The following is a 26,909-nucleotide window of genomic DNA, read 5'->3' as shown; positions in this document are numbered from 1 at the left end:
TCCGAGCCGCCGATGGACCGCAATCTCGATTCCACCGACATCAAGATCCTGCGCGAACTGCAGGATGACGGCCGCCTCAGCAATGTGGAGCTGGCCCGCCGCATCAACCTCAGCCCGGCCGCCTGCCTGGAGCGGGTGAAGCGGCTGCAGGCCGACGGCATCATCCAGCGCTATGTCGCGCTGCTCGACCCGCACCGGCTGGAAGCGGGAATGCTGGTCTTCGTCGAGGTGGTGCTGGACCGCACCACACCCGATAACTTCGACGACTTCAAGGCCACCGTGCTGCGCATGCCGCAGATCATGGAATGCCACATGGTGGCCGGCGGCTTCGACTATCTGGTCAAGGCCCGCGTGCGCGACATGAACGAATACCGCCTGTTCCTGGGCGAACTGCTGTCCACCGCCCGCGGCGTGCGGGAAACCCACACCTACGCCGTGATGGAAGAGGTGAAGAGCGTCACCGCGATTCCGCTGGACGGGCTGTCCAACGGGTCGTTACGCGGCTGAATGGTCAGACAGCAAAGCATTTTCCAAATTGCACAGTAGCTTAGGGCCGGCTGTCCATTCTGGACGCATTTTGCGAAAATTGCGGTGGGCCAATTTTACACCGACCTTACAGTTCAACGCGGCGTTTGTTCATTTGCCAACATTATGACGCGGCATGCCACTTGCAGCGAAGGAGCAGGCCCGGGAGGCGACCGATACAGTTGCCCGGCGGTTGCGATGCCGTCCGCTTCCCCGGCCCCATCCTTCGAGACTTTGGCTGGAGCGGAGCCGCCTCATGCGCGTCAACACACCGATCACCGACCGGGAAGTCCATCTGACCGAGGGGGTTCCCCTGGTGTCCCGCACCGATACCGGCGGGCGCATCACCTTCGTGAACCAGGCCTTCGTCGAGATCAGCGGCTTTGACGAACATGAGCTGATCGGCGCGCCCCACAACCTCGTCCGCCATCCCCACATGCCGAAGGAGGCCTTCGCCGACCTGTGGGCGACGGTGAAGAAAGGACGGCCCTGGGAAGGGATGGTGAAGAACCGGACCAGGGGCGGCGATTACTATTGGGTACGGGCCAACGTCACCCCGGTGGTCGAGAACGGCGCCGTCACCGGCTATATCTCGATCCGCTCCAAGCCCTCGCGCGAGGAGGTCGCGGCGGCCGAGGCGCTGTATGCGGAGATGCGCGACGGCCGCGCCGCGCTGGCGCTGGAGGAAGGCGCCCTGGTGCGGAAGAGCCGCACCGGCCGGGCTGCCGCCTTCGCCTGGACCAGCCTGTCGGGGCGCATGGCCGCGGTGTTCGGGATGCTGATCCTGGCGGTGCTGCTGGCCGGCTGGCTCGGCCTGGACGGCATGTCGAATTCCAACCGGTCGCTGCGCACCGTGTATGAGGACCGCACGGTTCCCGCCTATCAGATCGGCGAGATCCAGAACCTCGCCCGCGACAGCCGGCAGCGCCTGACCGACCTCGCCGCCGACCTGCAGGCGGGAAGCGGCACTGGCGACCTTGCCGCGGTGGAGGCCGCGGTGGAGAAGGAGGTGGCGGACAACGCCGCCGCGATGCGGCGCCTGCTGGCCGACTATCTGGCGACCTATCTGACCCCGGAGGAGGCCGTTCTCGCCGACAGATTCAAGCCGCTGGTCGGGACCTATCTGCAGCGCGGGATCGAACCGGCGCTGGCGCTGGCGAAGCGGAAGGATGCCGCCGCGCTGGACGCCCATCTGCGCGGCATCGTCCGCCCGGCCTTCGCCGACCTGCGCCGGGTGTCCGACGCCCTGCTGGAGCTTCAGATCCGGGTTGCCCGGGAAGAGTTCGACAAGGCGGAACGGGATTACGGACGCCGCGTCGTCCAGGTCGCCGTGGCGATGCTGCTGAGCGTCCTGCTCGCCGCCCTGTTCGGCTGGGCGATCCTGCGCACGGTGCGCCGTCCGCTGGCGCTGCTGGAACGGACCTTCGAGCGTATCGCCCGCGGCGCCCTGACCGACCCGATGCCGGCCGTCGGCGTGCCGGAATTCCGCCGCGTGGCGTCGGAGCTGAACGCCATGAAGGCGAAGCTGGCCTACGGCATCCATGAAAAGCACGAGACCGAGATGCGCCAGAAGGCGCTGACCCGTCAGGCCCTGCTGGAAACCTGCAAATCGATCGAGAGCGATCTCGACGCCACCTGGATCGGGGTGGAACTGGCCAGCAATCGCGCCGGTGACGGCATCCGGCACCTGATGCAGTCTCTGGGCGTGGTGCGGGAGAACACCGTCGTGGTGTCGGCCGCCTCCGAACAGGCCAGCGCCAACGCCCAGTCGGTCGCCGCCGCGACGGAGGAGCTGAACTCCGCCGGGCACGAGATCGCCCGGCAGGCGGCGCGCTCCAGCGAGGTGGCGCGGCGCGCGGTGGACAGCGCTCGCGGCTCCGCCACCGCCATCGGCCAGATGGAGGTCGCGACGGAGGAGATCGCCAAGGTCGCCAACCTCATCAACTCCATCGCCGGCCAGACCAACCTGCTGGCGCTGAACGCCACCATCGAGGCCGCGCGGGCGGGGGAGGCCGGCAAGGGCTTCGCCGTCGTCGCCAGCGAGGTCAAGACGCTGGCCAACCAGACGGCGAAGGCGACCGAGGACATCGCCCGCCAGATCGAGCAGCTGAAACAGGCGGTCGGCGGCAGCGTCACCGCGATCCAGACCGTCATCTCGGTGATCGAGGAGATCGACGAGGCCGCCGCCGCCACCGCCGCCGCGGTGGAGGAGCAGTCGGCCGCCAACGCCGAGATCGGGCGCAGCGCCACCAACTCGGCCGGCGGCGCCTCCCAGGTGTCGGGCAGCGTGCTGCACATCCGCGACCAGACCGACGAGATCACCGGCATCGCCACCGACGTCAGCCGCCGCATGATCGACACCCAGGGCGCGGTGGCCGACCTGAAGCGCCGGCTGGTCATCGCGCTGCGCCAGTCGGTGGCGGGCGACCGCCGCGTCTCCAACCGCATCCCGTGCGAGGATCCCATCGGCCTGACCGTTGCCGGCGACCGCCGCACCGTCACCATGCTCGACCTGTCGCCGGACGGGCTGCTGGTGGAGAACAAGGGGCTGCCGGAACTGGCCGAGCATATGCGGCTGACCGTGACGCTGCGCGATGTCGGCGACCTGCCGGCCATCGTCGCCGGCATCAGCGATCTCGGCCTGCATCTGGCTTTCGACGAGCTGTCGGACGCGCAATCCGACCGGCTGCGGCGCGCCTACGACGCGATGATCGAGGCGGATTCGGCCATCATCCGCACCGTGCAGGACACTGCGGCGGCCCTGGCCAAGGCGCTGGACGGGGCGCTGTCCAACGGCAGCATCGGCGAGGAGGCGCTGTTCTCGACAGAGCTGTCGACCATCCCCGGCACCGAGCCGGAACAGTGCATCGCCCCCTTCACCGAGCTGACCGACCGGCTGTTCCCGGCGATCCAGGAGCCGGTGCTGGCCTCCAACCCGCGCTTCCAGTTCTGTGCGGCGGTCAACGCCGTCGGCTATCTGCCGACCCACAATGCCCGCTATTCCGAACCGCAGCGGCCGGGCGACGCCGCCTGGAACGCCGCCCATTGCCGCAACCGCCGCGTCTTCGCCGACCGCTCCGGCCTTGCCGCCGCCCGCAACACCCGTCCGTTCCTGCTGCAGGCCTACCGCCGCGACATGGGCGGTGGTCAGATGGTGCGCCTGAAGGAGGTCGATGCGCCGATCGTCGTGCGCGGCCGTCACTGGGGCAACCTGCGGCTGGCCTATATGCCGTAAGGATCAGCAGCTGGGCGCCTGCGCCTCCCTTTGCGCAGCCGGCACCAGCACGTCGGCGCAGATCGCCCGCACCACCTCGGCGCGGTCGGCGGCGGCACCGGGGGCGAGCAGGCCCTGGCCGAAGGCGAAGGCATAGAACAGGTAGGCGCGGGCGAAGGCCTGGTCAGGGGGCAGGCCCAGCGCCACGAACAGGCCGGCGACGCTGTGCAGGCGCTCGCGGTCGACCTCGGCGATCACGCTTTCCGCTTCCGGCGCGCGCCGGGCCCAGTCGCGCACCGCCAGTTCTATCGCCATGCCCCGCGGCTTGCTGCCGCCATAGAGCGCCAGCAGGTCACGCAGTTGCTGCGCCGGCTCGCGGCCGTCCAGCCGGGTCTGTTCCTTGATGGCGGCGATGCGGCCCGTCTTCCAGCTGTCGAGCAGGGCGTTCATCAGCTCGGTGCGGTCGCGGAAATGCCAGTAGAAGCTGCCCTTGGTCACCTTCAGGGCCTTGGCCAGCAACTCCACCCGCACCTTGTCGACGCCGCCTTCGGCCAGTGCCGCGAAGGCGGCGGCCAGCCAGGATTCGCGGTTCTTCGTCTTGGATTCCATACCCGTCCTTCGCGCTTTCCGCCGCCCTGGCCCGCTTCCACAACTCCGGTGGCGATCTATACCCGAAAAGAAGGGCCGCTGACTATTCGCCCTGCTGCATCTGGATCGCGTCGGACGCCCGGCCGCGATAGTGGATGTTGCCGTCGGCATCCAGGAAGGCGCGGTCGCCGGTCAGGTAATAGCGCCGGCCGTGGCGGAAGCGCTGGGCGGTGCGCTCCGGGTTGTTGGCGTAGGATTCGAACCAGAACAGCGGGGAATGGTCGACGTCGATGGCGATCTCCCCGGCGCCGCCCACCGGCGCTTCCCGCCCGTCGGGATCGAGGATGACGACGCGAAAGCCCGGCATTGGACGGCCGAGCGAGCCGCTGGGCGGCTGGACCGCATCGCCATCCTCCGGCGCGTCGGAGTCGTAACGGCCGATGCCGTCGGGGTCGTAGCGGTTGACGATAAAGATGCCGGTTTCGCGCTGGCCATACTGGTCGAGCAGCGGGACCTTCACCGTCCGGTTGGCCCAGGCGATCAGGTCGGGCGGCAGCGGCTCGCCCACCACCGACAGGATGCGCAGGGCGAACTGGTGCGACACGCCGGGATCGGCGCCGTGCCACGCGCGGATCTGCGATGGCGCGGCGGTGAGGTTGGTGACGCCGAACTTGGTCAGCATGCGGTAGCCCTGCCGCACGTCGTACGGCCCGTCGCAGAAGATCGTCGTCCGCCCCAGCAGCAGCGGCCCGACCAGACCGTAATAGGCGCCATAGGCCCAGCCCGGATCGGCCATGTTCCAATAGATGTCGTCGTCGCGCAGGTCGAGGCCGATGCGCATGTACTGCTCGATCCCCGACAGCGCCTTGACCGGCAGGGACACGCCCAGCGGCGTCGGTTCGGATTCCGACGTGTAGATCAGGGCGAAGGCGTCGCCTTCGCGGTAGCGCGCCACCTCGGCCAGCGGCGCGGCCTCGTGCAGCGACGACCAGAAGGGCACGGCGTCGGGACCGAAGGCCTCGTCACCCTCCACCGTCACCACCGGGCGGGTGTTGTCGCGCGGCACCTTGCGGCGCAGGAAGCCGTTGGTGACGATGGCGCGCGCGTCGCTGTCGGCCAGCCGGTAGGCGACGGCCGAGGCGGTGTAGGTGGTGAACAGCGGCATATAGACGCCGCCCAGCCGCCAGATCGCCAGCGCGGTGATCAGCAGCTCCGGTCCCTTGGGCAGCAGAACCGCCACCCGGTCGCCCGGTCCAACCCCCATGCCGGCCAGCACGGTGGCGAAGCGCGCCGAATCGCGGGCCAGCCGGGCGAAGCTCAGCTCCGTCGTCTGGCCGGCCACGCTTTCATGCAGCAGCGCCGCCCGCGCGCCGTCGGCGGCGCGGACATGGCGGTCGCACAGCAGCGTCGCCAGCGCGATGGACTCGCCGCGGTATTCCGCACGCAGGAAGGCCGAGGGCCGCACCATCAGGGCGGGTGGCGGGGGTGGCGCCGGCGGGGAGGGCGCGACTTCCGGCGGCTGGGGCGGGGCAGGGGTGGGGAGTGGGGGGCGGTGGCGCAGCGCCGCCAGATCGCCCAGCGCCACCAGATCGGGACCCAGGTGATAGCGCTTGCTGCGGGTGTCCTGCTCCACCAGCCCGTCGCGCGCCAGCGCCATCAGCAGCCGGTGGGCGGTCGCCTTCGACAGCCCGACCCCGGTCATCAGGTCGGCCAGCCGCGCGCCGCCGGTTTCGGCGTCGGCGACCGCGCGCAGCAGGGCGATGGCGCGTTCCAGGCTCTGGGTGCCGCCCGCCGCATTCGGAGCGGCCGGAGAGGCGGCGATGTCGGCGTGACTGTTCATGAGGTCCATCATATGGACCGTGCGGCGCCTTATCGCAACAAAAAACATGCGCTGGCGGAATGTCAGTGTTGAAAACAGAATGAGGCTCGGTATATAGTCGGGAAGTTGCTCATGAAACGGTCCACAATATGGACCTCGCCGGCCACCAAGAGCCGGATCGTGACCCCGAGAAGCGGTACCAACTAGCAACGGAGGAGGAAATGTCCGGCGCGCCCGTCGCACCACACCCCGGCCCTGGCCAAAATTCCCCTGGCCAAAATTCGCCGACCACCCAGGCGGAGACCATTTTCGAGGCTCGGGGCGTCAACCTGCGCTTCGGGGGCGTCCATGCGCTGACCGACGTCAGCTTCGGCATCCGCAGGGGCGAGCTGTTCTCGATCATCGGTCCCAACGGGGCCGGCAAGACCTCCATGGTCAACTGCATCTCCGGCCGCTACCGGCCGACCGACGGCAAGGTCTTCTTCAAGGGCCGCGACGTGACGGGCATGACCCCGAACCATCGCGCCTCGCTCGGCATCGGCCGCACCTTCCAGAATCTGGCGCTGTTCGGGCACATGACCGTGCTCGACAACATCATGGTCGGCCGCCACCACCTGCTGAAGAACAACTTCCTGACCGGGTCGCTCTATTGGCTGACCGGCGCCAGGAAGGAGGAGCTGTCCCACCGCCGCGAGGTGGAGGAGATCATCGACTTCCTCGAAATCCAGCATGTGCGCAAGGCCACCGCCGGCACGCTGTCCTACGGCCTGCGCAAGCGGGTGGAGCTGGCCCGCGCCATCGCGCTGAAGCCGGACCTGATCCTGCTGGACGAGCCGATGGCCGGCATGAACCTGGAAGAGAAGGAGGACATGGCCCGCTACATCGTCGACCTGAACGAGGAGTTCGGCATGACCGTGGTCATGATCGAACACGACATGGGCGTGGTCATGGACATCTCGCACCGGGTGATGGTGCTGGAATTCGGCAAGAAGATCGCCGAAGGCAAGCCGGAAGAGGTTCTGGCCGACCCCCGCGTCCGCCGCGCCTATCTGGGCGAGGATGACGAGGAGGAGGCGCCGGTTGCAGCCGTTCCTCCGGCCCGGAAGGAGGTCGCGTGATGTCCACTTCCACTCTGCCCGATCTGGTCGCCAACGACACCCTGCCGAAGCTGCTGGCCCTGCATGCCCGCGAGCATGGCGGCGACATCGCCATGCGCGAGAAGGATTTCGGCATCTGGCGCACCTTCACCTGGAGCCAGGTCCATGCCCGCGTCCGCGCCTTCGCGCTGGGCATGACCAAGCTGGGCGTCGTGCCGGGCGAGGTCGTCGGGCTTCTCGGTGACAACCGTCCCGACTGGGTGATGGGCGAGATCGCGACCCATGCGGTGCGCGGCTACAGCCTGGGCATCTACCGCGACGCGCTGGATGAAGAGGTCGCGTACCTCATCACCTATGCCGACGTGAAGGTGGTGTTCGCCGAGGACGAGGAGCAGGTCGACAAGCTGCTGAACCTCGCCGACCGCCTGCCGACGCTGCAGCACATCATCTATTCCGACCCGCGCGGCATGCGCAAATACCACGACCCGCGCCTGATGCCGGTCACCGATCTGGTCCGGATGGGCGAGGAGCTGCATGCGCAGCAGCCGGACCTGTACGACCGCATGGTGGCCGCGACGAAGGGTGAGGATGTCGCCGTCCTCTGCACCACCTCGGGCACCACGTCGAACCCGAAGATGGCGATGCTGCCGGCCGGCCGGCTGATCCGCCATGTCGCCAGCTACCTGTCCGCCGATCCGAAGGGGCCGGAGGACGAGTATGTCTCGGTCCTGCCGCTGTCCTGGATCATGGAACAGGTCTATGCGGTCGGCATGGGCATGGTGTCGCGGATGCGCGTGAACTTCGTCGAGGAAGCCGAGACGATGATGCACGACTTCCGCGAGATCGGGCCGACCTTCGTGCTGTTCGCCCCGCGTCTGTGGGAGCAGATCGCCGCTGACGTGCGCGCCCGCATGATGGACGCCTCGCCCTTCAAGCAGAAGATGTACGATCTCGGCATGAAGCTGGGTCTGGAGGCGCTGGCTAAGGGACAGCGGTCGGCGATGGCCGACGCGATCCTGTTCAAGGCTCTGCGCGACCGGCTGGGCTTCACCAACCTGAAATCGGCGGCGACCGGCGGTGCGGCCTTGGGGCCGGACACCTTCAAGTTCTTCCAGGCGCTGGGCGTGCCGCTTCGCCAGATCTACGGCCAGACCGAAACGATGGGCGCCTACACCGTCCACCGCGGCACCGACGTGGATTTCGACACGGTCGGCGTGCCGTTCGACGGCGGCATCGAGGTGAAGGTGATCGACGCCGACCACAACGGCGTCGGCGAGATCGTCACCCGCCACCCCAATATGTTCGCCGGCTATTACCGGAACGAGAATGCGACCGTCGCCGACATGCGCGACGGCTGGATGCACACCGGCGATGCCGGCTTCTTCGACAAGAAGGGCCATCTGGTCATCATCGACCGCATCAAGGACATCGCCACCACCGCCCAGGGCGACCGCTTCAGCCCGCAATACATCGAGAACAAGCTGAAGTTCAGCCCCTATGTGGCCGAGGCGGTGATCCTGGGCGACAAGCGCGAGTATCTGTCGGCGATCATCTGCATCCGCTTCCCCATCGTGTCGAAATGGGCGGAGAAGAACCGCATCGCCTTCACGACCTACTCCGACCTGTCGTCGAAGCAGGAGGTCTACGACCTGCTGCGGGCCGAGGTGGAGCGGGTGAACCAGACGCTGCCCGAGTATCAGCGCATCTCCAAGTTCCTGCTGCTCTACAAGGAGCTGGACGCCGACGATGGCGAGCTGACCCGCACCCGCAAGGTGCGCCGCGGCGTCATCGGCGAGAAGTACGGCACCATCATCGACAGCATCTATGCCGGCCAGCCGAAGATCGACGTCGATACGACGATCGCCTTCCAGGACGGCACCAAGCAGCGCATCCGCACGACGCTGACCGTCATCGACCTGGCTCCGACCGCCGCCAAGGCGCCGCGGCAGCCGGTTGCGGCGTGATCGGCCCATGCAGACAAGAATAGCCCCTCTCCCCCCCGGGGAGAGGATGGGTGAGGGGGATCCGTCTGCCGGACGCTCCTCGCCACGCGCCCCCCTCACCCCGACCCTCTCCCCGCCTTTCGGCGAAGCTGCGCTTCGCCTGTCGGCATCGCAAGCAGAGCTTGCGATGGGGGGGATTCGGGATAACGCGATCCTCACGGGCGAGGCCACGCCATGACCCTTCTGTTTCAGCTTCTCGTCAACGGCCTGATCGTCGGCGCGCTGTATGGCGTGGTCGCCATGTCCTTCGTGCTGATCTACAAGGCCAGCCGCATCGTCAACTTCGCGCAGGGCGAATTCCTGCTGATCGGCGCCTGGACCTGCTGGTGGCTGCTGACCAGTTGGCAGCTGCCCTTCTGGATCGGCTTCCCGATCACGCTGGTCTTCATGCTGGCCTTCGGCGTCATCCTGCAGATCGTCGTCCTGAGGCCGATGATCGGCGAGCCGATCATCTCCGTCATCATGGTGACGATCGGCCTGTCCATCGTCTTCCAGGCGGCGATGAAGTGGATGTTCGGCGTCTTCGCCAAGCCCTTCCCGCCGATCTTCGCCAGCCCCACCATGAACCTGTTCGGGCTTGAGGTGCAGACGGTCTACGTCATGTCGCTGGTCATCTCGATCCTGATCATGGCGGGCTTCGGCTGGTTCTTCAAATACTCGCGGACCGGTCTCGCCATGCGGGCCACCGCCTTCGACCAGCAGGTGGCGCAATCGCTGGGCATCTCGGTCCGCCACATGTTCGCGATGAGCTGGGCGATCTCCGCCATGGTGTCGGCGGTGGCCGGCGTCACGGTGGGCGTGGTCAACGGCGTGTCGTCGGCCCTGTCCTTCTTCGGCATCAAGGTGTTCCCGGCGGTGATCCTGGGCGGTCTCGACAGCGTCATCGGCGCGGTGGTCGGCGGCCTGATCGTCGGCGTGCTGGAGAACATGGCGCACTATCTGGACAGCCAGTGGCTGAACTGGGGCAACATGTACGAGATCGCGCCCTTCTACGTCCTGATCGCCATCCTGATGATCAAGCCCTACGGCCTGTTCGGCACCAAAGACATCGAGCGCGTGTGAGGCCCCCATGGCATCCGTCAGCATCATCCCGAGCGGCGATTACAAGACGTCCTACGGGTCCGACACCACCATCTTCCCGACCAAGACCAGCCGCAACTTCGCGATCCTGGGCGTGGTCCTCCTGCTGGCCTGCCCGGCCTTCATGGACCGCTACTGGCTGAGCCTGCTGATCCAGATCAGCTATCTCGGAATCGCGGCACTCGGCCTGAACATCCTGGTCGGCTTCACCGGCCAGATCTCCATCGGCCATTCCGCCTTCTTCGGCTTCGGCGCCTTCGCCTCGGCCTGGCTCAGCAACAGTGTCGGCGTCCCGGTGGCGCTGGCCATCCCGCTGGCGGGCGTCATCACCACGCTGGTTGGGCTGCTGTTCGGCATGCCGGCGGCGCGGTTGAAGGGCCTGTATCTCGCCATCGCCACGCTGGCGGCGCAGTACATCCTGCAGGACTTCTTCGCGCGGGCCGACTGGTTCACCGGCGGCACCGCCGGCACCATCGCCGAGCCGCTGACCATCTTCGGCTTCTCCTTCGACACCGACGAGCGGTACTTCTACGTCGCCCTGGTGGCGCTGGTGGTGATGTACATCCTCGCCACCAACCTGATGCGGACCCGCGACGGCCGCGCCCTGGTGGCGGTGCGCGACCATTATCTCTCCGCCGAGATCATGGGCATCAACCTGACGAAGTACCGGACGATGTCCTTCGGCATCTCCGCCTTCTATGCCGGTATCGGCGGCGCGCTGTACGCCCATTACCTGCAGTTCGTGTCGGTCGAGGGCTTCACCATCCTCTTCTCGATCCAGTTCCTGGGCATGATCATCATCGGCGGGCTGGGCTCGATCATGGGCACGCTGATGGGCACCGCCTTCATGGTCTTCCTGCCCGAGGCGATGCAGGCGCTGACCAAGCTGGTGAGCGGCACCGCCATCGATACCGCGCTGAACCTGAAGGACAACATTGCCTTCCTGCGCGAGATGTCGATCGGCCTCGTCATCATCCTGTTCCTGGTGTTCGAGCCCGACGGGCTGGCCCACCGTTGGAAGCAGATCAAGGCCTACTGGAAGCTCTATCCCTTCTCGCACTGATGCCTAAGCTTTTGCCGATCAACAAACAGAACAGAATGGGGAGTAAACGCACCATGTCGATCAAGACCGCGCTCTTCGCGACCTCTGCGCTTCTGCTGGCGACCTCCGCCACCGCTTATGCGGACATCCCGGTCGGCCATCTGGCGGACCAGTCCGGCGCCACCTCCGACGTCGGCGTGCCCTATGCGCAGGGCGTGTCGGACGCGCTGGCCTACATCAACGCCCATGGCGGCATCAACGGCACCAAGCTGGCGGTCGACACCGTCGACTACGGCTATCAGGCGCCGCGCGCCATCAGCCAGTACAAGAAATGGTCGTCGGGCAGCGACAAGATCGCGGCCCTGCAGGGCTGGGGCACCGCCGACACCGAGGCGCTGACCGGCTTCGTCGGCAAGGACGAGATCCCGGCCTATTCCGGCTCCTACTCCGGCCACCTGACCGACCCGACCGGCAAGGGTCCGCACGGCTCCAAGCCGGCGCCCTACAACTTCTTCTACGGCCCATCCTATTCCGACGCGCTGCGCGGCATGCTGATGTGGGCGGCCGAGGACTGGAAGAAGCAGGGCGGCCAGGGCAAGCCGAAATACGTCCACATGGGCGCCAACCACCCCTATCCCAACGCGCCGAAGGAAGCCGGCGAGCAACTGGCCAAGGAGCTGGGCTTCGAGGTGCTGCCGGCCGTCCAGTTCGCCCTGACCCCCGGCGACTACACCGCCCAGTGCCTGACCCTGAAGCAGTCGGGCGTCAACTACGCCTATCTCGGCAACACCGCCGGCTCCAACATCTCGGTGCTGAAGGCCTGCCAGACGGTCGGCGCCAAGGTGCAGTTCATGGGCAACGTCTGGGGCATGGACGAGAACGCCGCCAAGGCCGCCGGCTCGGCCGCCGACGGCGTGGTGTTCCCGATGCGCACGGCGGTGACCTGGAACGCCGAGGTGCCGGGCATGAAGACGCTGAAGGACATCTCCAAGATCTCCGATGCGTCGGGCAACGCCTATCGCCCGGTGCATTACATGGCCGGCGTCTGCACCGCCTTCTACATGAAGGAGGCGATGGACTGGGCGTCGAAGAACGGCGGCGTCACCGGCCCGAACATCCGCAAGGCGATGTACCAGAAGAAGGACTGGGTTCCGGCCGGGCTTGAGGGCGTCTGCGTCCCGTCGACCTGGACCGACACCGACCACCGCGGCATGACGGCGGTCAACATCTACCGCGCCAAGGTGTCGGGCGAGACCGGCGCCAGCGTGGACGATCTGGTCAAGGCCGGCACCATCAAGCTGGAGAAGCTGACCACCGTCGACGTTCCGCGCAAGGCGGAATGGCTGGGCTGGTAAGTCCTTGAGCAAGCGGCGCCTCCGCCCCGTTTCCGGCGGGGGCGCCCCCCTTCTTACGAACAGTTCAGGTGCCGCATGCTGACCACCGCCACGGCCGCTTCGACCAACGCTCCCGCCCAAGCCGGAATGCCGCCCGTCACGGCTGCGAAGCGGATGATGCTGTCCGTCAACAACATCGAGGTCGTCTACAACGACGTGATCCTCGTGCTCCGCGGCCTCAGCCTGGAGGTGCCGGAGGGTGAGATCGTGGCCCTGCTGGGCGCCAACGGCGCCGGCAAGTCGACGACGCTGAAGGCGATCTCCGGCCTGCTGAAGACCGAGGACGGCGAGGTCACCCGCGGCGACATCACCTTCAACGGCGAGCGCATCAACGGCATCGACCCCGACCAGATCGTCCGCAAGGGCATCTTCCAGGTGATGGAGGGCCGGCGCATCATCGCCGACATGACCTGTCTGGAAAACCTGCGCCTCGGCGCCTACACCCGCCGCGACGGCGGGGTGAAGGACGACCTGGACATGGTCTTCAGCTATTTCCCCCGGCTGAAGGAACGCACCGGCCTTGCCGGCTACCTGTCCGGCGGCGAGCAGCAGATGCTGGCCATCGGCCGCGCGATGATGGCCCGGCCGAAGCTGATCCTGATGGACGAGCCCAGCATGGGCCTGTCGCCCCTGATGGTGAAGGAGGTGTTCAGCATCGTCCAGCAGATCAACAAGGACCTTGGCGTCACCATCCTGCTGGTGGAGCAGAACGCCCGCATGGCGCTGCAGGCCGCAACCCGCGGCTACATCATGGAGAACGGCAAAGTCGTGCTGGACGGCACCGCCGACGAGCTGCGCAACAACGAGGACGTGAAGGAATTCTACCTCGGCGGCGGCAACGAAGAGCGCAAGAGCTTCAAGAATTTGAAGAGCTTCAAGCGGCGCAAGCGCTGGATTTGAGCGGGGAGGCGTCGGCTTCGATGCCCCCTCCCTAACCCTCCCCCGCTTTGCGGGAGAGGGGACTGCCGCCACTCCTTTGCGACACTCCTGCGAGCGTCCTGCCCCCTCTCCCGCGGAGCGGGGGAGGGATGGGGAGGGGGCAAAACTGGCGATGATCGGCCGACCCCTGAACGGACGAACGACCATGACCGATTACTACGACGACCTCGAAACCCGTTCCTCCGACCGGCGCGAGGCCGAGCAGTTCGCGGCGCTGCCCGTCCATCTGCACCACGCCAAGGACGCGGCACCCTATTTCGGCCGGCTGCTGGCCGACATCGACCCGGCGTCGATCCACGACCGCAACGCGCTGGCCACCCTGCCGGTGACGCGGAAGTCCGACCTGATCGCGCTGCAGCAGGCGGACCCACCCTTCGGCGGGCTGGCGGCGGTGGAGGTCGGGCGGCTGGCCCGCGTCTTCGCCTCCCCCGGCCCGATCCATGATCCGGAGCCGCACGGCACCGATCCCTGGCGCAGCGCCCGCGCGCTGTTCGCCGCCGGCTTCCGCGCCGGTGATCTCGCCCACAACTGCTTCGCCTACCATCTGACCCCCGCCGGCTCGATGTTCGAGACCGGGGCGCACGCCATCGGCTGCGCCGTCATCCCCGCCGGCACCGGCAACACCGAGATGCAGGCCCAGGTCGTCGCCAGCCTGAAGCCGCGCGGCTATATCGGCACGCCCGACTTCCTGAAGATCATCCTGGAGAAGGGCGACGCGCTGGGGCTGGACGTGTCGTCGATCCGCATCGCCAGCGTGTCGGGCGGCCCCTATCTGCCCGACGCCCACGCCTTCTACGAGGCGCGCGGGCTGGAGGTCTACCAGTGCTACGGCACCGCTGATCTCGGCATCGTCGCCTATGAGACCGAGGCGCGGTCGGGGCTGGTGGTGAACGAGGGCTGCATCGTCGAGATCGTCCGCCCCGGCACCGGCGACCCGGTTCCCGACGGCGAGGTCGGCGAGGTGGTGGTGACCATCTTCAACCCGGCCTATCCGCTGATCCGCTTCGGCACCGGCGACCTGTCGGCGGTGCTGCCGGGGACCAGCCCCTGCGGCCGGACCAACATGCGGCTGAAGGGCTGGATGGGCCGCGCCGACCAGACCACCAAGGTCAAGGGCATGTTCGTCCACCCGAGCCAGGTGGCGGAGGTGCTGCGCCGCCATCCCCAGATCGGGCGCGCCCGGCTGGTGGTAGGGCGGCAGGATGCCAGCGACACCATGACCCTCCGCTGCGAAGCGGAGGAGAGTGGGGAGGCACTGTCCGCCGCCATCCGCGAGACGCTGGCGTCGGTGACCAAGCTGAAGGGGGCGGTGGAGTTCGTGGCGCCGGGGAGTTTGGCGAACGACGGCAAGGTGATTGACGACATGCGGGGGTGAGTGGGTGCGGCGGGTGCCCCCTCCCCATCCCTCCCCCGCTTCGCGGGAGAGGGGGCAGGAGCTTTGCGGGATTGCGGCGGCAGTCCCCTCTCCCGCGATCGGACCGGCCTTCGGCCGGCCGAGGGCGGGGGAGGGTTAGGGAGGGGGCACCCGCCGCCGGCACCCCGTCAGCTTACCTCAGCACTCCGCATCCGCCGACGGCATCAGCTCGTACTGCGGCTTGTAGCCCGGCTGGGCGCGGATGCGGTCGGCCCAGGACTGGACGTTGGGATAGTCCTTCGCCTCGATCCCGGATTCATTCAGCAGATCGATCCAGGGGAAAGCGAAGATGTCGGCGATGGTCAGCCGGTCGCCCTCGATGAAGCTGCGGCCGGCCAGATGCTGGTCGAACAGCTTCAGGCCGCTGGCCGCCGAGGCGTCGATCCAGGGCAGGGCGTTGGCGTCGCCGTTGAATTTGCGCACCGCGCGGGCGCGCTGGACCGGCAGCAGCACGTCGGCCAGCCAGCTCAGCCATTCGGCAAGCCGCAGCTTCTCGGCCTCGTCACGGCCGCCGAACCGGCCGGTCTGTTCGGCCAGATAGGTCAGGATCACGCTGGATTCGGAAATTGAATGGTCGCCGTGAACCAGCGTCGGCACCCGGCCGAAGCGGTTGATCGCCTGATATTCGGGCGACTTCTGCTGGCCGTTGCGCAGGTCGACATGGCGGTACTGGAAGGGAATGCCGCCCAGCCGGAAGAACAGCGCGATGCGGGTCGCGGGCTGGGAATTCACGTTGCCATAGAGGATGAAGGGCGCGGTCACGGTGCTCTGTCTCCCTGATTTGTGGACACCGGATCGACCGGTGTCCGGCATTTCAGGGAGCATGGCCTCAACCGCCCCGGCCGCGCCAGCGGAAACCGCGCCCTCCTTCTCTCCGCCTCACACGTCGCTGGTCGCCGGCTCCTGCACCCGCTTCACGCCCAGCAGCTTCAACACATAGCGCTCGTACACCGGTTCGCTGATGCCCTTGCGGACCTTGCGCAGGAAATAGCGCTCGAACCCGACCTTGGCGAAATGGACCCAGCGTCCGTGCGACGACCAGTTGACATTGCGCGGCGGAATTTGCGGCATGGCGACGAAGGCGACGCCGCTGTCACCGAAATCTGCGAGGCACAGCGCGCTCCAGGTCCCTTCCTCCACCGGCTCCTTGCCGTCGAGCAGGGAGCGGATGTTGCGGGCGGCGGCGGTGACCATCGTTTCGATCATATAGCCGGTCTTCGGCACGCCGACCGGAACCGGCGTCTTTTCCACCGGCGGGATGGCGATGCAGACGCCGACGCCGAAGACGTTGCGATAGGTCGGATTGCGCTGGTGCTTGTCGGCCAGGACGAAGCCGCGCGGGTTGACCAGCCCCTCCGCACCGCGCAGGGCGGCAATGCCGCGGAAGGCCGGCAGCATCATGGTCAGGCGGCTTTCGACCACATGCGCCGTCTTCTCCCGGCCCGCCTCGTCCATCTCCGTGACATGCACGGCGTCGGGGGTGAAGCGGTCGGTGCGGGCGTTGACGATCCACTTGATGTGACGCTCGCGCAGCGCCGATTCCAGCAGCCCCTTGGTGTCGCCGACGCCGCCCAGCCCGAGATGGCCGACATAGGGTTCCGACGAAATGAAGGTGATGGGGACCTTGTGGCGGATCTTCCGGCGGCGCAGGTCGGCATCGGCGATCATCGCGAACTCATAGGCCGGGCCGAAGCAGGAGGCGCCCTGCACCGCGCCGATCACCAGCGGGCCGGGGTCGCGGCAGAAGGCCTCCCAGCGCTCGGCCGCCTCCACCGCATGGTCGACATGGCAGATGGAGATGGTGTTGGCCTGCGGACCGAAGCCTTCGATCTCGTCGAAGGCCAGTTCGGGGCCGGTGGCGATCACCAGCTGGTCGTAGTCGATGCTGGTGCCGTCATTCAGCTCCAGCCGGTTTTCCTCCGGCCGCACCTGACGGCAGCCGACCGGGGTGAAGGCGATGCCCTTGCGGGCGAAGGGTTCGGCAAGCGGGACGGTGATGTCCTCCCGCTTGCGCCAGCCCACGGCCACCCAGGGGTTGGACGGCACGAACTGGAAGCTGTTGCTGTTCGACACGACGGTGATCCGATCCTCCGGCCGTGCCAGTTCCTTCATTTCGTAGGCCATCGGGATGCCCCCGATGCCCGCCCCCAGGACGACGATATGCGCCATTGCTGTTTCCTCTCCTAAGGCAGGCCTTCTTCTCGGTCATCTCGACGGATCGACCGGCGGGCCTTGCGTTTGTGGAAGATGTGCGCCGCCGCTCCCTCAGGAGAAGGCGACGCCGGAGCGCGCACCCAGCCGCTTCAGGATCATCGCCAGCGGGCAGAAGCCGGTGAAGGAGGCCTGCAGCAGGTTGGCGCCGACGAAGGCGGTCAGCCAGAGCCACTGCGGGCTGTGCAGTTGCGACAGCGCCAAACTGACCAGGATCATGGTCCCGGCGAAGGCCATCACGATACGATCGATGCTCATGTCCGTGTCTCCGGTGGAGAAGAGGGGAGTGCCGACGAATGGTCCGGCGGCGGTCCGTCGCAGTAGAGGCCCTGCAGCACTTCGATCACCGCGGCGGCCTCGGTGCTGGCCAGCGCATAGACGATCGAATGCCCAACGCGCCGGGTGCGAACGAGGCCGTCGGCGCGCAACCGGGCCAGATGCTGCGACAGGGCCGATTGGCTGAGACCGATGGCGGCCACGAGCGCGCCGACGCACATCTCCCCGTGCGCCAGATGGCAGAGGATGGAAAGGCGCCGTTCGTTGGCGATCGCCTTCAGCAGGCGCGCCGCGGAGCGGATATGGCGGCCATCCGAATCATTCATTGACACTAAATTAGAGTATTCTAAATTAAAGGTCAACAGGCGTCCGCCGCACCTATCCGTCCGTTCCTCCCGTCCGAGGTGGCCCAATGTCCCGTCGATCCTCTCCAGCCCGTCTGGCCGCCCCCCTCGCCCTGGCTTTGCTGTGCGTCGCCGGCTTTCCGTCGCTGTCGCGCGCCCAGCCGGCCCCGCAGGCGGAGGTGCAGGTGCCTGCCAGCATCACCATCCAGCCCCGACCGGTGGAGGATCTGAAGGCCGTCTTCGCCACGGTGGAAAGCGTTCACGAGACGCTGGCCCGCACCCGCATCGGCGGCACCATCGCCGAGCTGAAGGTGAAGGAGGGGGACAAGGTCACCACCGGCCAGCTGCTGGCTACTGTCCGCGACCCGAAGCTGCCGTTGCAGATCGTCTCGCTGGACGCCCGCATCCAGGCTTTGCAGGCGCAGCAGCATCAGGCCGAACTGGAGCTGGACCGGGCGCAGCGCCTGCGCGCCAGCGGGACGGGCACGCAGCAGCGGCTGGACGACGCGCAGTCGGCGGTGGACGTCGCCCGCGCCCAGATCGCCGCCATGAAGGCGGAACGGGCGGTGGTCGAGCAGCAGTTGCGCGAGGGGGAGGTGCTGGCCCCGGCCAACGGCCGCATCCTGCAGGTCAAGGTGATCGACGGCGCGGTGGTGGTCCCCGGCGAGACGGTGGCGAGCATCGCCACGGAAACCTACGTGCTGCGCCTTCACCTGCCGGAGCGCCATGCCCGCTTCATGCATGAGGGCGACCCGGTGCTGGTCGGCAACCGCGGGCTGGCCCCGGCCGCTCCGCAAGCCACGGCGCCGGTTAGTGAAACCGCGCTGAAGCGCGGCACCGTGCGGCAGGTCTATCCGGAACTGTCGGGCGGGCAGGTGGTCGCCGACGCCACCGTCACCGGGCTGGGCGATTTCTTCGTCGGCGAACGGGTGCGGGTCTATGTGGCGACCGGCACGCGGCAAGCCATCGTGGTGCCGCCGGACTGGATCGTCCGCCGCTTCGGCACCGATTTCCTGCGGCTGGCCGACGGCAGCGAAACGCCGGTTCAGGTCGGCGGACCGATCCCTGCGCTGGATGGCCAGCCCGGCGGGATCGAGGTGCTGTCGGGATTGAAGCCGGGCGACGTGATCGTCCGGCCGGAGGGCGTGTGATGAAGCTCGGCATTTCCGGGGTGTTGACGCGGACCTTCATCCGCTCGCCCCTGACGCCTTTGCTGCTGCTGGCCTCGCTGGTGGTCGGCGCCGTCGCGCTGATGTCGCTGCCGCGCGAGGAGGAACCGCAGATCAGCGTGCCGATGGTCGACATCCTGGTCCGCGCCGACGGGCTGAAGGCCGACGACGCGGTCGAGCTGGTGACCAAGCCGCTGGAGGAGATCGTCAAGGGCATCGACGGGGTCGAGCACACCTATAGCCAGACCATGGACGACCGGGTGGTGGTGACCGCCCGCTTCCTGGTCGGCACCTCGTCCGACGACGCCATCCTGCGCGTGCACGAGAAGGTGCGCGCCAACATGAACCGCATCCCGCTCGGTATTCCGGAACCGCTGATCGTCGGGCGCGGCATCAACGACGTGGCGATCCTGACCCTGACGCTGGCGCCCAAGCCGGACGAGGCGGGGCGCTGGACCGACACCGCGCTGCACGGCGTCGCCGACGAGCTGCTGGCCCAGCTGGTCCAGGTCGAGGATGTCGGCAAGAGCTACATCGTCGGCGGCCGGCCCGACCAGATCCGGGTGGAGCCCGACCCGGAAAAGCTGGCGCTGTTCGGGGTGACGCTGAACCAGCTGGTCGACAAGGTGAAGAACGCCAACCGGTCCTTCATCGTCGGATCGGTGCGGGCGCAGGGCGGCAGCCTGCCGGTGGTGGCCGGCCAGACCCTGCAGGGGACGGCGGACATCGGCCTGCTTCTGGTGACCACGCGCGACGGCCGCCCGGTCTATGTCAAGGACGTCGCCGACATCGTGGTCGGCTCGCGGCCCGACGACAGCATGGCGTGGACGATGACGCCGGACGGCAAGGGCGGGCTGGTCCGCACCCCGGCCGTCACCCTCGCCATCGCCAAGCGGGCCGGCGCCAACGCCGTCACCATCGCCGAGCGTGTGCTGGAGCGCGTCCACGCCATCGAGAAGGAGTCGCTGCCGAAGGGCCTGACGCTGACCGTCACCCGCAATTACGGCGAGACCGCCAACGAGAAGGTGAACGAGCTGCTGTTCCATCTGGCGCTCGCCACCGTCACCATCGTCGCGCTGATCGTGCTGGCCATCGGCTGGCGCGAGGGCATCGTGACGCTGATCGTCATTCCGACGACCATCCTGCTGACCATGTTCGCGTCCTGGCTGATGGGCTACACCATCAACCGGGTCAGCCTGTTCGCCCTGATCTTCTCCATCGGCATCCTGGTGGACGACGCCATTGTCGTCGTCGAGAACATCGACCGCCATTGGGCGAAGAAGGACGGCCGGTCCAAGGTGCAGGCCGCCATCGAGGCGGTGGCCGAGGTCGGCAACCCGACCATCGTCGCCACCCTGACCGTCATCGCCGCGCTGCTGCCGATGATGTTCGTGTCCGGCCTGATGGGGCCGTACATGAGCCCGATCCCCGCCAACGCCTCCGCCGCGATGGTGTTCAGCTTCTTCGTCGCCATGGTGCTGACGCCCTGGCTGATGGTGAAGCTGCGGCCCGGCGACACGCCGGCTGCTGGGCATGGCGGCGGTCATGAAGGCGGGGGCGCGCTGGGGCGGATGTATCTGGCGGTGGCGCGACCGCTGATCCGCAGCAAGCGGCGGGCCTGGACCTTTCTGCTGGTGGTGGGGGTCGCGACCCTGGCCTCGACCACGCTGTTCTACACCAAGGACGTGGCGGTGAAGCTGCTGCCCTTCGACAACAAGTCGGAGCTGCAGGTCGTCGTCGACCTGCCGCGTGGCGCCTCGCCGGAGGAGACCGAGCGCGTGCTGCTGACCGCGGCGCGGGCGATCGCCGACCTGCCGGAGCTGGAGAGCGTCCAGGCCTACAGCGGCACCGCCTCTCCCTTCAACTTCAACGGTCTGGTCCGGCATTACTACCTGCGCGACCAGCCGGAGCAGGGCGATTTGCAGGTGAACCTCGCGCCGAAGGGCGAGCGCAGCCGCAGCAGCCACCAGATCGCGCTCGACGTCCGCGCCCGGCTGAAGTCTCTGGCGGTGCCCGACGGCACGACGGTCAAGGTGGTCGAGGTGCCGCCCGGCCCGCCGGTGCTCTCCACCCTGCTGGTCGAGGTCTATGGCCCCGATGCACCGACACGGCAGAAGGCGGCGCACATCGTCGAGGACGCCTTCCGCAGCGTGGACTTCATCGTCGACGTCGACAACACCGTGCGTGCGCCCGGCGAGCGGCTGCGCTTCGCGCTCGACCATGAAAGCCTGGAGTTCCATGGCGTCGAGGAACAGGCGGTCTACGACACGCTGCAGGCGCTGGTCGGCGGCGTGCCGGTCGGCTATTCCCACCGCGGCGCCGGGCGCAATCCGATCGAGATCGCGGTGCAGCTGCCGAAATCCGGGCTGTTCCTGTCCGAACGCATCCTCGCGACGCCGGTGCCGGGCGCGCGCGGCACGGTGGAGTTGGGCGACCTCGTCACCATGACGCGGGAGCCGGCCTCCTACCCGCTGTTCCGCCGCAACGGCCGCTATGCCGAAATGGTGATGGCCGACCTCGCCGGCCGGTTCGAGGCGCCGATCTACGGCATGCTGGCGGTGCAGGACCGCTTGAAGCAGGTCGATTGGCAGGCCGGGGGTCTGGGCGCGGAGCCGGAGATCCTGCTGCACGGCCAGCCCGAGGACCAGAGCAAGCCGGCTCTGCTGTGGGAGGGCGAATGGGAGATCACCTATGTCACCTTCCGCGACATGGGGGCGGCCTTCGGCGTGGCGATCCTCGGCATCTATCTGCTGGTGGTCGGCCAGTTCGGCAGCTTCAAGCTTCCGCTGGTGATCCTGGTGCCGGTGCCGCTGACGCTGATCGGCATCGTGCTCGGCCACTGGCTGTTCGGCGCGGCCTTCACCGCGACCTCGATGATCGGCTTCATCGCGCTGGCCGGCATCATCGTCCGCAACTCGATCCTGCTGGTGGACTTCATCCGCCATTTGCGGGAGCGCGGGATGAGCGTGCGCGAGGCGGTGCTGGAGGCGGGGGCGATCCGCTTCAAGCCGATCCTGCTGACGGCGGTCGCCGCGATGATCGGCGCCGCGTTCATCCTGACCGACCCGATCTTCCAGGGGCTGGCGATCTCGCTGCTTTTCGGGCTGCTCAGCTCGACACTGCTGACCGTGCTGGTGATCCCGGCGATCTACGTCGTTCTGCGCGGCGACGCGCCCACCCTGCCGCCGCAGCAGGGGGAGACGGCGGAGAGTCCGCAGGGGAAGACTGTGGCAGCGGGGGAACTGGTGGGGACGTGAGAGAATCCCCTCTCCCCCCCGGGGAGAGGGTTAGGGTGAGGGGGTCGCGCGGCGAGGATACTCGAGAATCCACCCTGTGCATCCCCCTCACCCCGACCCTCTCCCCGGGGGGGAGAGGGGGATTTCACCGGAATCGCCGGACGCGCAGAACAGGTGGTAGAGGTCGCCCAGGATCGGCCGCACCCGGTCGGAGCCGATGCGGTAATGGATCGCGGTGCCCTGCCGGCGGGTGGCGACCAGTCCCTCCTCGCGCAGCTTGGCGAGATGCTGGGACAGGTTGGATTGCGACAGGCCGAGGCGGCGCACCAGTTCGCCCACCTGCATCTCGCCCTCCAGAAGGCTGCACAGGATCATCAGCCGGTGCCGGCTGGCGATGGAGCGCAGGAAGCCCTCTGCCTCCGCGGCGCGCGCTTCGAAATCGGCAGCCTCGAAGTCCGGGGTGTTGAGTGCCGTGTCGCCCAGCGTTGAGGTCATCGCCTGGACCATCCTGCCGTCGGAAGTCTGCAAATTAGGGTAAACTAATATAACCCTTGACGGAGTGGGTTCAAGGGATTTGTCGGCCGCATGGCGGCTCAGCCGGTTCGCCGCAGCGACAGACCCGACGCGGCGATGCGGAAGCCGCCGTCCGGCATCGGCTCCACCGCCTCGCCGCCGTCCAGGCGATAGCTCTTGCTCTCCGGAACCCAGCCGGCCGGGCCGCGGAAGGTCACCATCTGGATGAAGCTGGTCGTCTCGACCACGGCATGGATGCTGCCGTCCTCGGCCGTCGCCTCGAAGCGGTCCGTTTCCATCTCCTGACGCAAAGGCATCGGCCTGCTCCCTTCCACATCCGCGGTGGCCCATAGCCTGCCATGGCGCCGCCGAAGCAAGTCATAAGTTTAATTTGTACCTTCTGCGAGGAAAGCTCGTTTGTTCGCGCACCCCCGGCTTTTTATCGTCCGGCCATCGCAACAGCGGAAAACGGGGTTGGAGATGATCGGAAGACGGGGCTTCCTGGCGGCGACGGGCGGGGTCCTGCTGCTGTCGGCGGCAGGGGCGGTGGCCGGGGTGCAGGCTGCGGAAAGCAAGAAGAACAAGGCTGGCAACGCGTCCGGCAGTGACGCGCTGGCCGCGAAGATGACGGAGCTGGAGGCCCGCAGCGGCGGCCGGCTCGGCGTCGCGGTTCTCGATACCGCAAACGGCAAGCTGCATGGCTGGCGCGGGGACGAGCGGTTCCCGATGTGCAGCACCTTCAAATTTCTATTGGCTGCCGCCGTGTTGAAAACGGTGGACCAGGGCAAGGACCGACTGGACCGGCGGATCCCGGTGACCAAGGCCGATCTGGTGCCCTATGCCCCCTTCTCGGAAACCCGGCTGGACGGCACGCCGCCGACGGTGGCCGAACTGTGCGAGGCTGCGATGACGCTCAGCGACAATGTCGCGGCCAACCTGCTGCTGCCGGGGATCGGCAATCCGGCCGGCCTGACCGCCTTCATGCGGGGCATCGGTGACAAGACCACCCGGCTGGACCGCAACGAACCGACATTGAACACCGCCATCCCCGGCGACCCGCGCGACACCACCACGCCGGCCGCCATGGCGCGCAGCATGGAACGCATCTTGGTCGGCGACGTGCTGCGGCCGGACTCCCGCCGGCAGCTGATCGACTGGATGGTTGCCAACAAGACCGGCGACAAGCGCCTGCGCGCCGGGCTGCCGGCCGGCTGGCGGGTGGGGGACAAGACGGGGACCGGCAGCTACGGCAGTGCTAACGACATCGCCATCGTCTGGCCGGAGGGCCGTGCGCCGCTGCTGGTCGCATGCTACCTGACCCACACCACGGAGGGCTTCAAGCAGCAGGACTCCATCCATGCCGAGGTGGCGCGGACGGTGGCCGGCCTGATCGGCTGAGGCCTTCCAAGCGAGTTGGGTCAGGCGGGAGATGCCGGCGTCGGTTGCTGCGGCTGAGCCCATCGTACGATGGACCGCACGGCGTTCAGGGCGTTCACATTGTCCTGAATGTGAAAATGCCGCCGCAACTCGGCGACCGCCGCCCACTCGCCGCTTTCGTGAAACGCCTTCTGGATTGCGGCGGCTTCATCCTGGCTGACGCTGAACATCCGACCCTCATGGCCGACCTTGCGACCTTCGCCGCCGATCATGCACCGGCGATGGTGTCGGTTGCAAGATCACCGACGGCCGATCCTTGCTGACGGGCCGGGAAAGGATGGGCGGCGGCATAGGCGGCGATCCGGCCGGCCAGATGGTCGGCCAGCGCGTCGACCCGCAAAGGGCGGCGGCGGCCGGAGGCGAACAGCAGCTGGAGCGGGGAGTCCTCGTCGCTCCAGTCCATCAGCAGCGGACGCAGCCGTCCGGCGGTGACGTCGGCGGCGACATCCAGCCAGGATTTGTGGGCGATGCCGCAGCCGGCCAGCGCCCAGTCGCGCAGCACCGCGCCGTCGTCGGTGGCGCGGTCGGCCTCCACGACGATGCTGCGTTCGCCCGCCGGCCCGGCGAAGCGCCAGCGGTTCAACGGCTCCCGGCCGCGCAGCAGGACAAGACAGCGATGGCCGCGCAGATCCTCCGGCACGGCGGGGGTGCCGTGCGCCTCCAGATAGGCGGGCGAGGCCACCGGCATCCGGCGCGACGGCGCCATCCGCCGCCGGACGAAGGCGGAATCCGGCAGGGCGCCATAGCGCAGCGCGCAGTCGAGGTCGTCGCGCAGCAGGTCGGCCAGATGATCGCCCAGCAGCAGGGTGATGCGGATGGCCGGATGCCGGTCGTGGAACTCATCGAGCCACGGGCGCAGGACCGTCCGACCGAAGTCGGAGGGCGCCGCCAGCCGCACCGGCCCGGCGAAGCGGCTGCGGTCGCCGGCCAGCCGTTCGGCCGCCGCGTCCAGCTGTTCCAGCGCCTGCCGGCAACTGGCGAGATAGGCGGCGCCGGCATCGGTCGGGCGGACGCTGCGCGTCGAGCGCTCGAACAGGCGGGCGCCCAGCGCCTGCTCGATCCGTTTCAGCGCGGCGCTCGCCGTCGCCGGCAGCAGGCCGAGTTGCCGCGCCGCCGCCGACAGGTTGCCTTGCTCCGCGACGGCAAGCAGCAGGCGGAGGTCGTCGAGCGCGATCATTGTCAAACTCCGTTTGGCAATATCTCAAAAACTCCCGGGATTATCTGCCAGGGCGCCGAAGGACACAATGAGGTCCAAGGCAAGAGGGACGGCGCCGCCGCCCGGCCTCCGGAGATATTCATGAACAGAAACGAAATCGCGGCGGGTGCCGCATCGCTGGCGGGCCGCAGCGTGGTGGTCATCGGCGGCGGGTCCGGCATCGGCCGGGCGGTGGCCGCGGCGGCGCGCGGGCAGGGGGCACGGGTGGTGATCGCCGGCCATGACGCGGTGAGGACCCGCATCGCCGCCGAGGCCTTGGGGGTCGAGGGGCTGACCGCCGATCTGGACGACCGCGCCAGCCTGGACGCCCTGTTCCGCAGCGTCGGCAGCCTCGACCATCTGGTGTTGACCGCCGGGCCGCAGATCGGCTCCCCGGCCTTCGCGCAGCTCGACCTCGCCGCCTCCCGGCGGGCTTTCGAGGTGAAGCTTTGGGGTGCGGCCGACGCGGTCCAGGCGGCGCTGCCGCATCTGGCGCCGGACGGGTCGGTGACGCTGACCTCCGGCTTGCTGTCGCGCAAGGCGAGCGTCGGGTCGCTGGCCAAGACGGTGATGAACGCCGCCGTCGAAGCGCTGGGCAAGTCGCTGGCGAAGGAACTGGCGCCGCTGCGGGTCAACGTGGTGTCGCCGGGCGTGACGGCGACGGAGAACTGGCGGGCGATTCCGCCGGCCGGGCGCGACGCCTTCTATGCGAAGGTCGGGGGCGGGCTGCCGGTCGGCCGTGTCGGCCGGGCGGAGGAGGTGGCTGCGGCCTTCCTGTTCGCGATGACCACGGGTTTCGTCACCGGATCGGTGATCGACGTCGATGGCGGAGGCCTGCTGTGAGCGGATCCCTGTTTTCCCCCTACCGGCTGGGCGGGCTGGAACTGCCCAACCGCATCGTGATGGCGCCGATGACCCGCGCCCGCGCCGGCGAGGACGAGGTGCCGTCGGATCTCGCCCCGGCCTATTATGCGCAGCGCGCCGGCGCCGGGCTGATCGTGACGGAGGCGACCGCCGCTGATCACGCTGAAGGGGATGAGCGACAGCGACCCCTACGGCCTGTTCACCCGGGTGATCGACCGGCTGGAGGCGCTGGGCGTCCCGCGGCTGCATTTCGCCGAGGATGACTGGGACAACGGCACGCCGCTGCCGATGGAGTGGCGCCAAGCCTGGCGGGAGTGGTTCCGCGGCACCATCATCGTCGCCGGCCGCTATACGGTGGAGCGGGCGGAGGCGTTGCTGGATGCCGGGCTGGTCGATCTGGTCGCCTTCGGCCGGCCCTTCGTCGCCAACCCGGACCTGCCGGAGCGCCTGCGCCGCGGCCTGCCGCTGGCGGAATTCCGTGCCAACAGCCTGTTCGGCGGCGGGCCGGCGGGCTACACCGATTACTCCGCAGCCGCTTTCACCGGTTGA

General features: G+C 68.0%; 25 protein-coding genes. 15 read left to right on the top strand and 10 right to left on the bottom strand.

Annotation, left to right across the window (positions count from 1 at the left end; genetic code table 11):
• Nucleotides 1-12: 12 nt before the first annotated feature.
• Both M5E06_RS21390 and M5E06_RS21385 read left to right on the top strand, forming a co-directional pair.
• Nucleotides 13-507, top strand: a complete 495-nt coding sequence (locus tag M5E06_RS21390; protein WP_109075116.1) for an Lrp/AsnC ligand binding domain-containing protein — start codon at nt 13-15, stop codon at nt 505-507.
• A gap of 274 nt (nt 508-781) precedes the next feature.
• Nucleotides 782-3,760, top strand: a complete 2,979-nt coding sequence (locus M5E06_RS21385; protein WP_252139908.1) for a methyl-accepting chemotaxis protein — start codon at nt 782-784, stop codon at nt 3,758-3,760.
• 3 nt (nt 3,761-3,763) lie between these two features.
• Here M5E06_RS21385 and M5E06_RS21380 read toward each other — a convergent pair whose 3' ends face one another.
• Both M5E06_RS21380 and M5E06_RS21375 read right to left on the bottom strand, forming a co-directional pair.
• A complete protein-coding gene (locus tag M5E06_RS21380; protein ID WP_252139907.1) occupies nt 3,764-4,348 on the bottom strand; it encodes a TetR/AcrR family transcriptional regulator in 585 nt (194 codons plus the stop codon).
• An 82-nt stretch (nt 4,349-4,430) separates the two neighbouring features.
• Entirely contained in the window at nt 4,431-6,167 is a 1,737-nt protein-coding gene (locus tag M5E06_RS21375) for an AMP-binding protein (protein ID WP_252139906.1), read from the bottom strand.
• Nucleotides 6,168-6,367: 200 nt separating this feature from the next.
• Between M5E06_RS21375 and M5E06_RS21370 the strand changes: the two genes are divergently transcribed.
• The 7 genes from M5E06_RS21370 to M5E06_RS21340 all read left to right on the top strand — a co-directional run bounded on the left by M5E06_RS21370 (nt 6,368) and on the right by M5E06_RS21340 (nt 15,076).
• Nucleotides 6,368-7,264, top strand: coding sequence for an ABC transporter ATP-binding protein (locus M5E06_RS21370; RefSeq protein ID WP_199230925.1), 897 nt, complete (start codon nt 6,368-6,370; stop codon nt 7,262-7,264).
• Nucleotides 7,264-9,207 carry a long-chain fatty acid--CoA ligase gene (locus tag M5E06_RS21365; protein WP_252139905.1) on the top strand — a complete coding sequence of 648 codons (1,944 nt, stop codon included), beginning with the start codon at nt 7,264-7,266 and terminating at the stop codon, nt 9,205-9,207. The genes M5E06_RS21370 and M5E06_RS21365 overlap by 1 nt, the downstream gene beginning before the upstream one ends.
• A gap of 213 nt (nt 9,208-9,420) precedes the next feature.
• Nucleotides 9,421-10,308, top strand: a complete 888-nt coding sequence (locus M5E06_RS21360) for a branched-chain amino acid ABC transporter permease (protein ID WP_109152785.1) — start codon at nt 9,421-9,423, stop codon at nt 10,306-10,308.
• Nucleotides 10,309-10,315: 7 nt separating this feature from the next.
• Nucleotides 10,316-11,389 (top strand): branched-chain amino acid ABC transporter permease, encoded by a 1,074-nt coding sequence (locus M5E06_RS21355; protein WP_252139904.1) that lies wholly within the window; start codon nt 10,316-10,318, stop codon nt 11,387-11,389.
• 53 nt (nt 11,390-11,442) lie between these two features.
• Entirely contained in the window at nt 11,443-12,723 is a 1,281-nt protein-coding gene (locus M5E06_RS21350) for an ABC transporter substrate-binding protein (RefSeq protein WP_252139903.1), read from the top strand.
• A 126-nt stretch (nt 12,724-12,849) separates the two neighbouring features.
• Nucleotides 12,850-13,662 carry an ABC transporter ATP-binding protein gene (locus M5E06_RS21345; protein WP_502802002.1) on the top strand — a complete coding sequence of 271 codons (813 nt, stop codon included), beginning with the start codon at nt 12,850-12,852 and terminating at the stop codon, nt 13,660-13,662.
• A gap of 184 nt (nt 13,663-13,846) precedes the next feature.
• The gene (locus tag M5E06_RS21340) at nt 13,847-15,076 is read left to right on the top strand and encodes a phenylacetate--CoA ligase family protein (RefSeq protein WP_252139902.1); all 1,230 of its coding nucleotides are present in this window, start codon (nt 13,847-13,849) and stop codon (nt 15,074-15,076) included.
• Between the two features lie 177 nt (nt 15,077-15,253).
• On the opposite strand, the gene M5E06_RS21335 is transcribed toward M5E06_RS21340, so the two are convergent.
• The 4 genes from M5E06_RS21335 to M5E06_RS21320 form a co-directional block, all read right to left on the bottom strand.
• Nucleotides 15,254-15,877, bottom strand: a complete 624-nt coding sequence (locus tag M5E06_RS21335) for a glutathione S-transferase family protein (RefSeq protein ID WP_252139901.1) — start codon at nt 15,875-15,877, stop codon at nt 15,254-15,256.
• 117 nt (nt 15,878-15,994) lie between these two features.
• Nucleotides 15,995-17,284: an NAD(P)/FAD-dependent oxidoreductase gene (locus M5E06_RS21330; RefSeq protein ID WP_252139900.1), complete on the bottom strand. Its 1,290-nt coding sequence runs from the start codon at nt 17,282-17,284 to the stop codon at nt 15,995-15,997.
• Nucleotides 17,285-17,380: 96 nt separating this feature from the next.
• Nucleotides 17,381-17,584: a YgaP family membrane protein gene (locus M5E06_RS21325; RefSeq protein ID WP_109152792.1), complete on the bottom strand. Its 204-nt coding sequence runs from the start codon at nt 17,582-17,584 to the stop codon at nt 17,381-17,383.
• A complete protein-coding gene (locus M5E06_RS21320; protein ID WP_109152793.1) occupies nt 17,581-17,928 on the bottom strand; it encodes an ArsR/SmtB family transcription factor in 348 nt (115 codons plus the stop codon). The genes M5E06_RS21325 and M5E06_RS21320 overlap by 4 nt, the downstream gene beginning before the upstream one ends.
• 86 nt (nt 17,929-18,014) lie before the next feature.
• Here M5E06_RS21320 and M5E06_RS21315 point away from each other — a divergent pair, with 86 nt between their 5' ends.
• Nucleotides 18,015-19,097: an efflux RND transporter periplasmic adaptor subunit gene (locus tag M5E06_RS21315; protein WP_252139899.1), complete on the top strand. Its 1,083-nt coding sequence runs from the start codon at nt 18,015-18,017 to the stop codon at nt 19,095-19,097.
• Complete coding sequence (locus tag M5E06_RS21310; RefSeq protein ID WP_252139898.1) at nt 19,097-22,372, top strand: efflux RND transporter permease subunit; 3,276 nt, start codon at nt 19,097-19,099, stop codon at nt 22,370-22,372. Before M5E06_RS21315 ends, M5E06_RS21310 begins: the two co-directional genes overlap by 1 nt.
• Nucleotides 22,373-22,459: 87 nt before the next feature.
• On the opposite strand, the gene M5E06_RS21305 is transcribed toward M5E06_RS21310, so the two are convergent.
• The gene (locus M5E06_RS21305) at nt 22,460-22,846 is read right to left on the bottom strand and encodes an ArsR/SmtB family transcription factor (RefSeq protein ID WP_286208878.1); all 387 of its coding nucleotides are present in this window, start codon (nt 22,844-22,846) and stop codon (nt 22,460-22,462) included.
• Between the two features lie 98 nt (nt 22,847-22,944).
• Entirely contained in the window at nt 22,945-23,181 is a 237-nt protein-coding gene (locus M5E06_RS21300) for a hypothetical protein (RefSeq protein WP_252139897.1), read from the bottom strand.
• Nucleotides 23,182-23,344: 163 nt separating this feature from the next.
• Between M5E06_RS21300 and bla the strand changes: the two genes are divergently transcribed.
• Nucleotides 23,345-24,262, top strand: a complete 918-nt coding sequence (gene bla / locus M5E06_RS21295; protein WP_252139896.1) for a class A beta-lactamase — start codon at nt 23,345-23,347, stop codon at nt 24,260-24,262.
• A 20-nt stretch (nt 24,263-24,282) separates the two neighbouring features.
• Here the strand turns inward: bla and M5E06_RS21290 are convergent, their stop codons facing one another.
• Nucleotides 24,283-24,471 carry a hypothetical protein gene (locus M5E06_RS21290; RefSeq protein WP_252139895.1) on the bottom strand — a complete coding sequence of 63 codons (189 nt, stop codon included), beginning with the start codon at nt 24,469-24,471 and terminating at the stop codon, nt 24,283-24,285.
• A gap of 38 nt (nt 24,472-24,509) precedes the next feature.
• A complete protein-coding gene (locus M5E06_RS21285) occupies nt 24,510-25,478 on the bottom strand; it encodes a LysR family transcriptional regulator (protein ID WP_252139894.1) in 969 nt (322 codons plus the stop codon).
• 120 nt (nt 25,479-25,598) lie between these two features.
• Here M5E06_RS21285 and M5E06_RS21280 point away from each other — a divergent pair, with 120 nt between their 5' ends.
• Genes M5E06_RS21280 through M5E06_RS21270 form a run of 3 tightly spaced genes read left to right on the top strand, consistent with a single transcriptional unit; the run spans nt 25,599 to nt 26,909 of the window.
• Complete coding sequence (locus M5E06_RS21280) at nt 25,599-26,339, top strand: SDR family oxidoreductase (RefSeq protein WP_252139893.1); 741 nt, start codon at nt 25,599-25,601, stop codon at nt 26,337-26,339.
• Nucleotides 26,336-26,623 (top strand): oxidoreductase, encoded by a 288-nt coding sequence (locus M5E06_RS21275; protein ID WP_502802000.1) that lies wholly within the window; start codon nt 26,336-26,338, stop codon nt 26,621-26,623. Before M5E06_RS21280 ends, M5E06_RS21275 begins: the two co-directional genes overlap by 4 nt.
• Complete coding sequence (locus M5E06_RS21270) at nt 26,532-26,909, top strand: oxidoreductase (RefSeq protein WP_252139892.1); 378 nt, start codon at nt 26,532-26,534, stop codon at nt 26,907-26,909. The genes M5E06_RS21275 and M5E06_RS21270 overlap by 92 nt, the downstream gene beginning before the upstream one ends.

This window comes from Azospirillum sp. A1-3 (genome assembly GCF_023806445.1).
Classification (GTDB): domain Bacteria; phylum Pseudomonadota; class Alphaproteobacteria; order Azospirillales; family Azospirillaceae; genus Azospirillum.
Note: the sequence above shows the minus strand (reverse complement) of the source record. Positions and strands in the feature narration are given on the sequence as shown.

Coding starts and splice junctions, on each gene's coding strand:
- M5E06_RS21285 (WP_252139894.1), bottom strand. CDS start 25,478: ATGATCGCGCTCGACGACCTCCGCCTGCTGCTTGCCGTCGCGGAGCAA.
- bla (WP_252139896.1), top strand. CDS start 23,345: ATGATCGGAAGACGGGGCTTCCTGGCGGCGACGGGCGGGGTCCTGCTG.
- M5E06_RS21350 (WP_252139903.1), top strand. CDS start 11,443: ATGTCGATCAAGACCGCGCTCTTCGCGACCTCTGCGCTTCTGCTGGCG.
- M5E06_RS21320 (WP_109152793.1), bottom strand. CDS start 17,928: ATGAATGATTCGGATGGCCGCCATATCCGCTCCGCGGCGCGCCTGCTG.
- M5E06_RS21270 (WP_252139892.1), top strand. CDS start 26,532: ATGAGCGACAGCGACCCCTACGGCCTGTTCACCCGGGTGATCGACCGG.
- M5E06_RS21310 (WP_252139898.1), top strand. CDS start 19,097: ATGAAGCTCGGCATTTCCGGGGTGTTGACGCGGACCTTCATCCGCTCG.
- M5E06_RS21325 (WP_109152792.1), bottom strand. CDS start 17,584: ATGAGCATCGATCGTATCGTGATGGCCTTCGCCGGGACCATGATCCTG.
- M5E06_RS21370 (WP_199230925.1), top strand. CDS start 6,368: ATGTCCGGCGCGCCCGTCGCACCACACCCCGGCCCTGGCCAAAATTCC.
- M5E06_RS21385 (WP_252139908.1), top strand. CDS start 782: ATGCGCGTCAACACACCGATCACCGACCGGGAAGTCCATCTGACCGAG.
- M5E06_RS21380 (WP_252139907.1), bottom strand. CDS start 4,348: ATGGAATCCAAGACGAAGAACCGCGAATCCTGGCTGGCCGCCGCCTTC.
- M5E06_RS21390 (WP_109075116.1), top strand. CDS start 13: ATGGACCGCAATCTCGATTCCACCGACATCAAGATCCTGCGCGAACTG.
- M5E06_RS21330 (WP_252139900.1), bottom strand. CDS start 17,284: ATGGCGCATATCGTCGTCCTGGGGGCGGGCATCGGGGGCATCCCGATG.
- M5E06_RS21360 (WP_109152785.1), top strand. CDS start 9,421: ATGACCCTTCTGTTTCAGCTTCTCGTCAACGGCCTGATCGTCGGCGCG.
- M5E06_RS21375 (WP_252139906.1), bottom strand. CDS start 6,167: ATGAACAGTCACGCCGACATCGCCGCCTCTCCGGCCGCTCCGAATGCG.
- M5E06_RS21315 (WP_252139899.1), top strand. CDS start 18,015: ATGTCCCGTCGATCCTCTCCAGCCCGTCTGGCCGCCCCCCTCGCCCTG.
- M5E06_RS21290 (WP_252139895.1), bottom strand. CDS start 24,471: ATGTTCAGCGTCAGCCAGGATGAAGCCGCCGCAATCCAGAAGGCGTTT.
- M5E06_RS21300 (WP_252139897.1), bottom strand. CDS start 23,181: ATGCCTTTGCGTCAGGAGATGGAAACGGACCGCTTCGAGGCGACGGCC.
- M5E06_RS21365 (WP_252139905.1), top strand. CDS start 7,264: ATGTCCACTTCCACTCTGCCCGATCTGGTCGCCAACGACACCCTGCCG.
- M5E06_RS21305 (WP_286208878.1), bottom strand. CDS start 22,846: ATGACCTCAACGCTGGGCGACACGGCACTCAACACCCCGGACTTCGAG.
- M5E06_RS21345 (WP_502802002.1), top strand. CDS start 12,850: ATGCCGCCCGTCACGGCTGCGAAGCGGATGATGCTGTCCGTCAACAAC.
- M5E06_RS21355 (WP_252139904.1), top strand. CDS start 10,316: ATGGCATCCGTCAGCATCATCCCGAGCGGCGATTACAAGACGTCCTAC.
- M5E06_RS21280 (WP_252139893.1), top strand. CDS start 25,599: ATGAACAGAAACGAAATCGCGGCGGGTGCCGCATCGCTGGCGGGCCGC.
- M5E06_RS21340 (WP_252139902.1), top strand. CDS start 13,847: ATGACCGATTACTACGACGACCTCGAAACCCGTTCCTCCGACCGGCGC.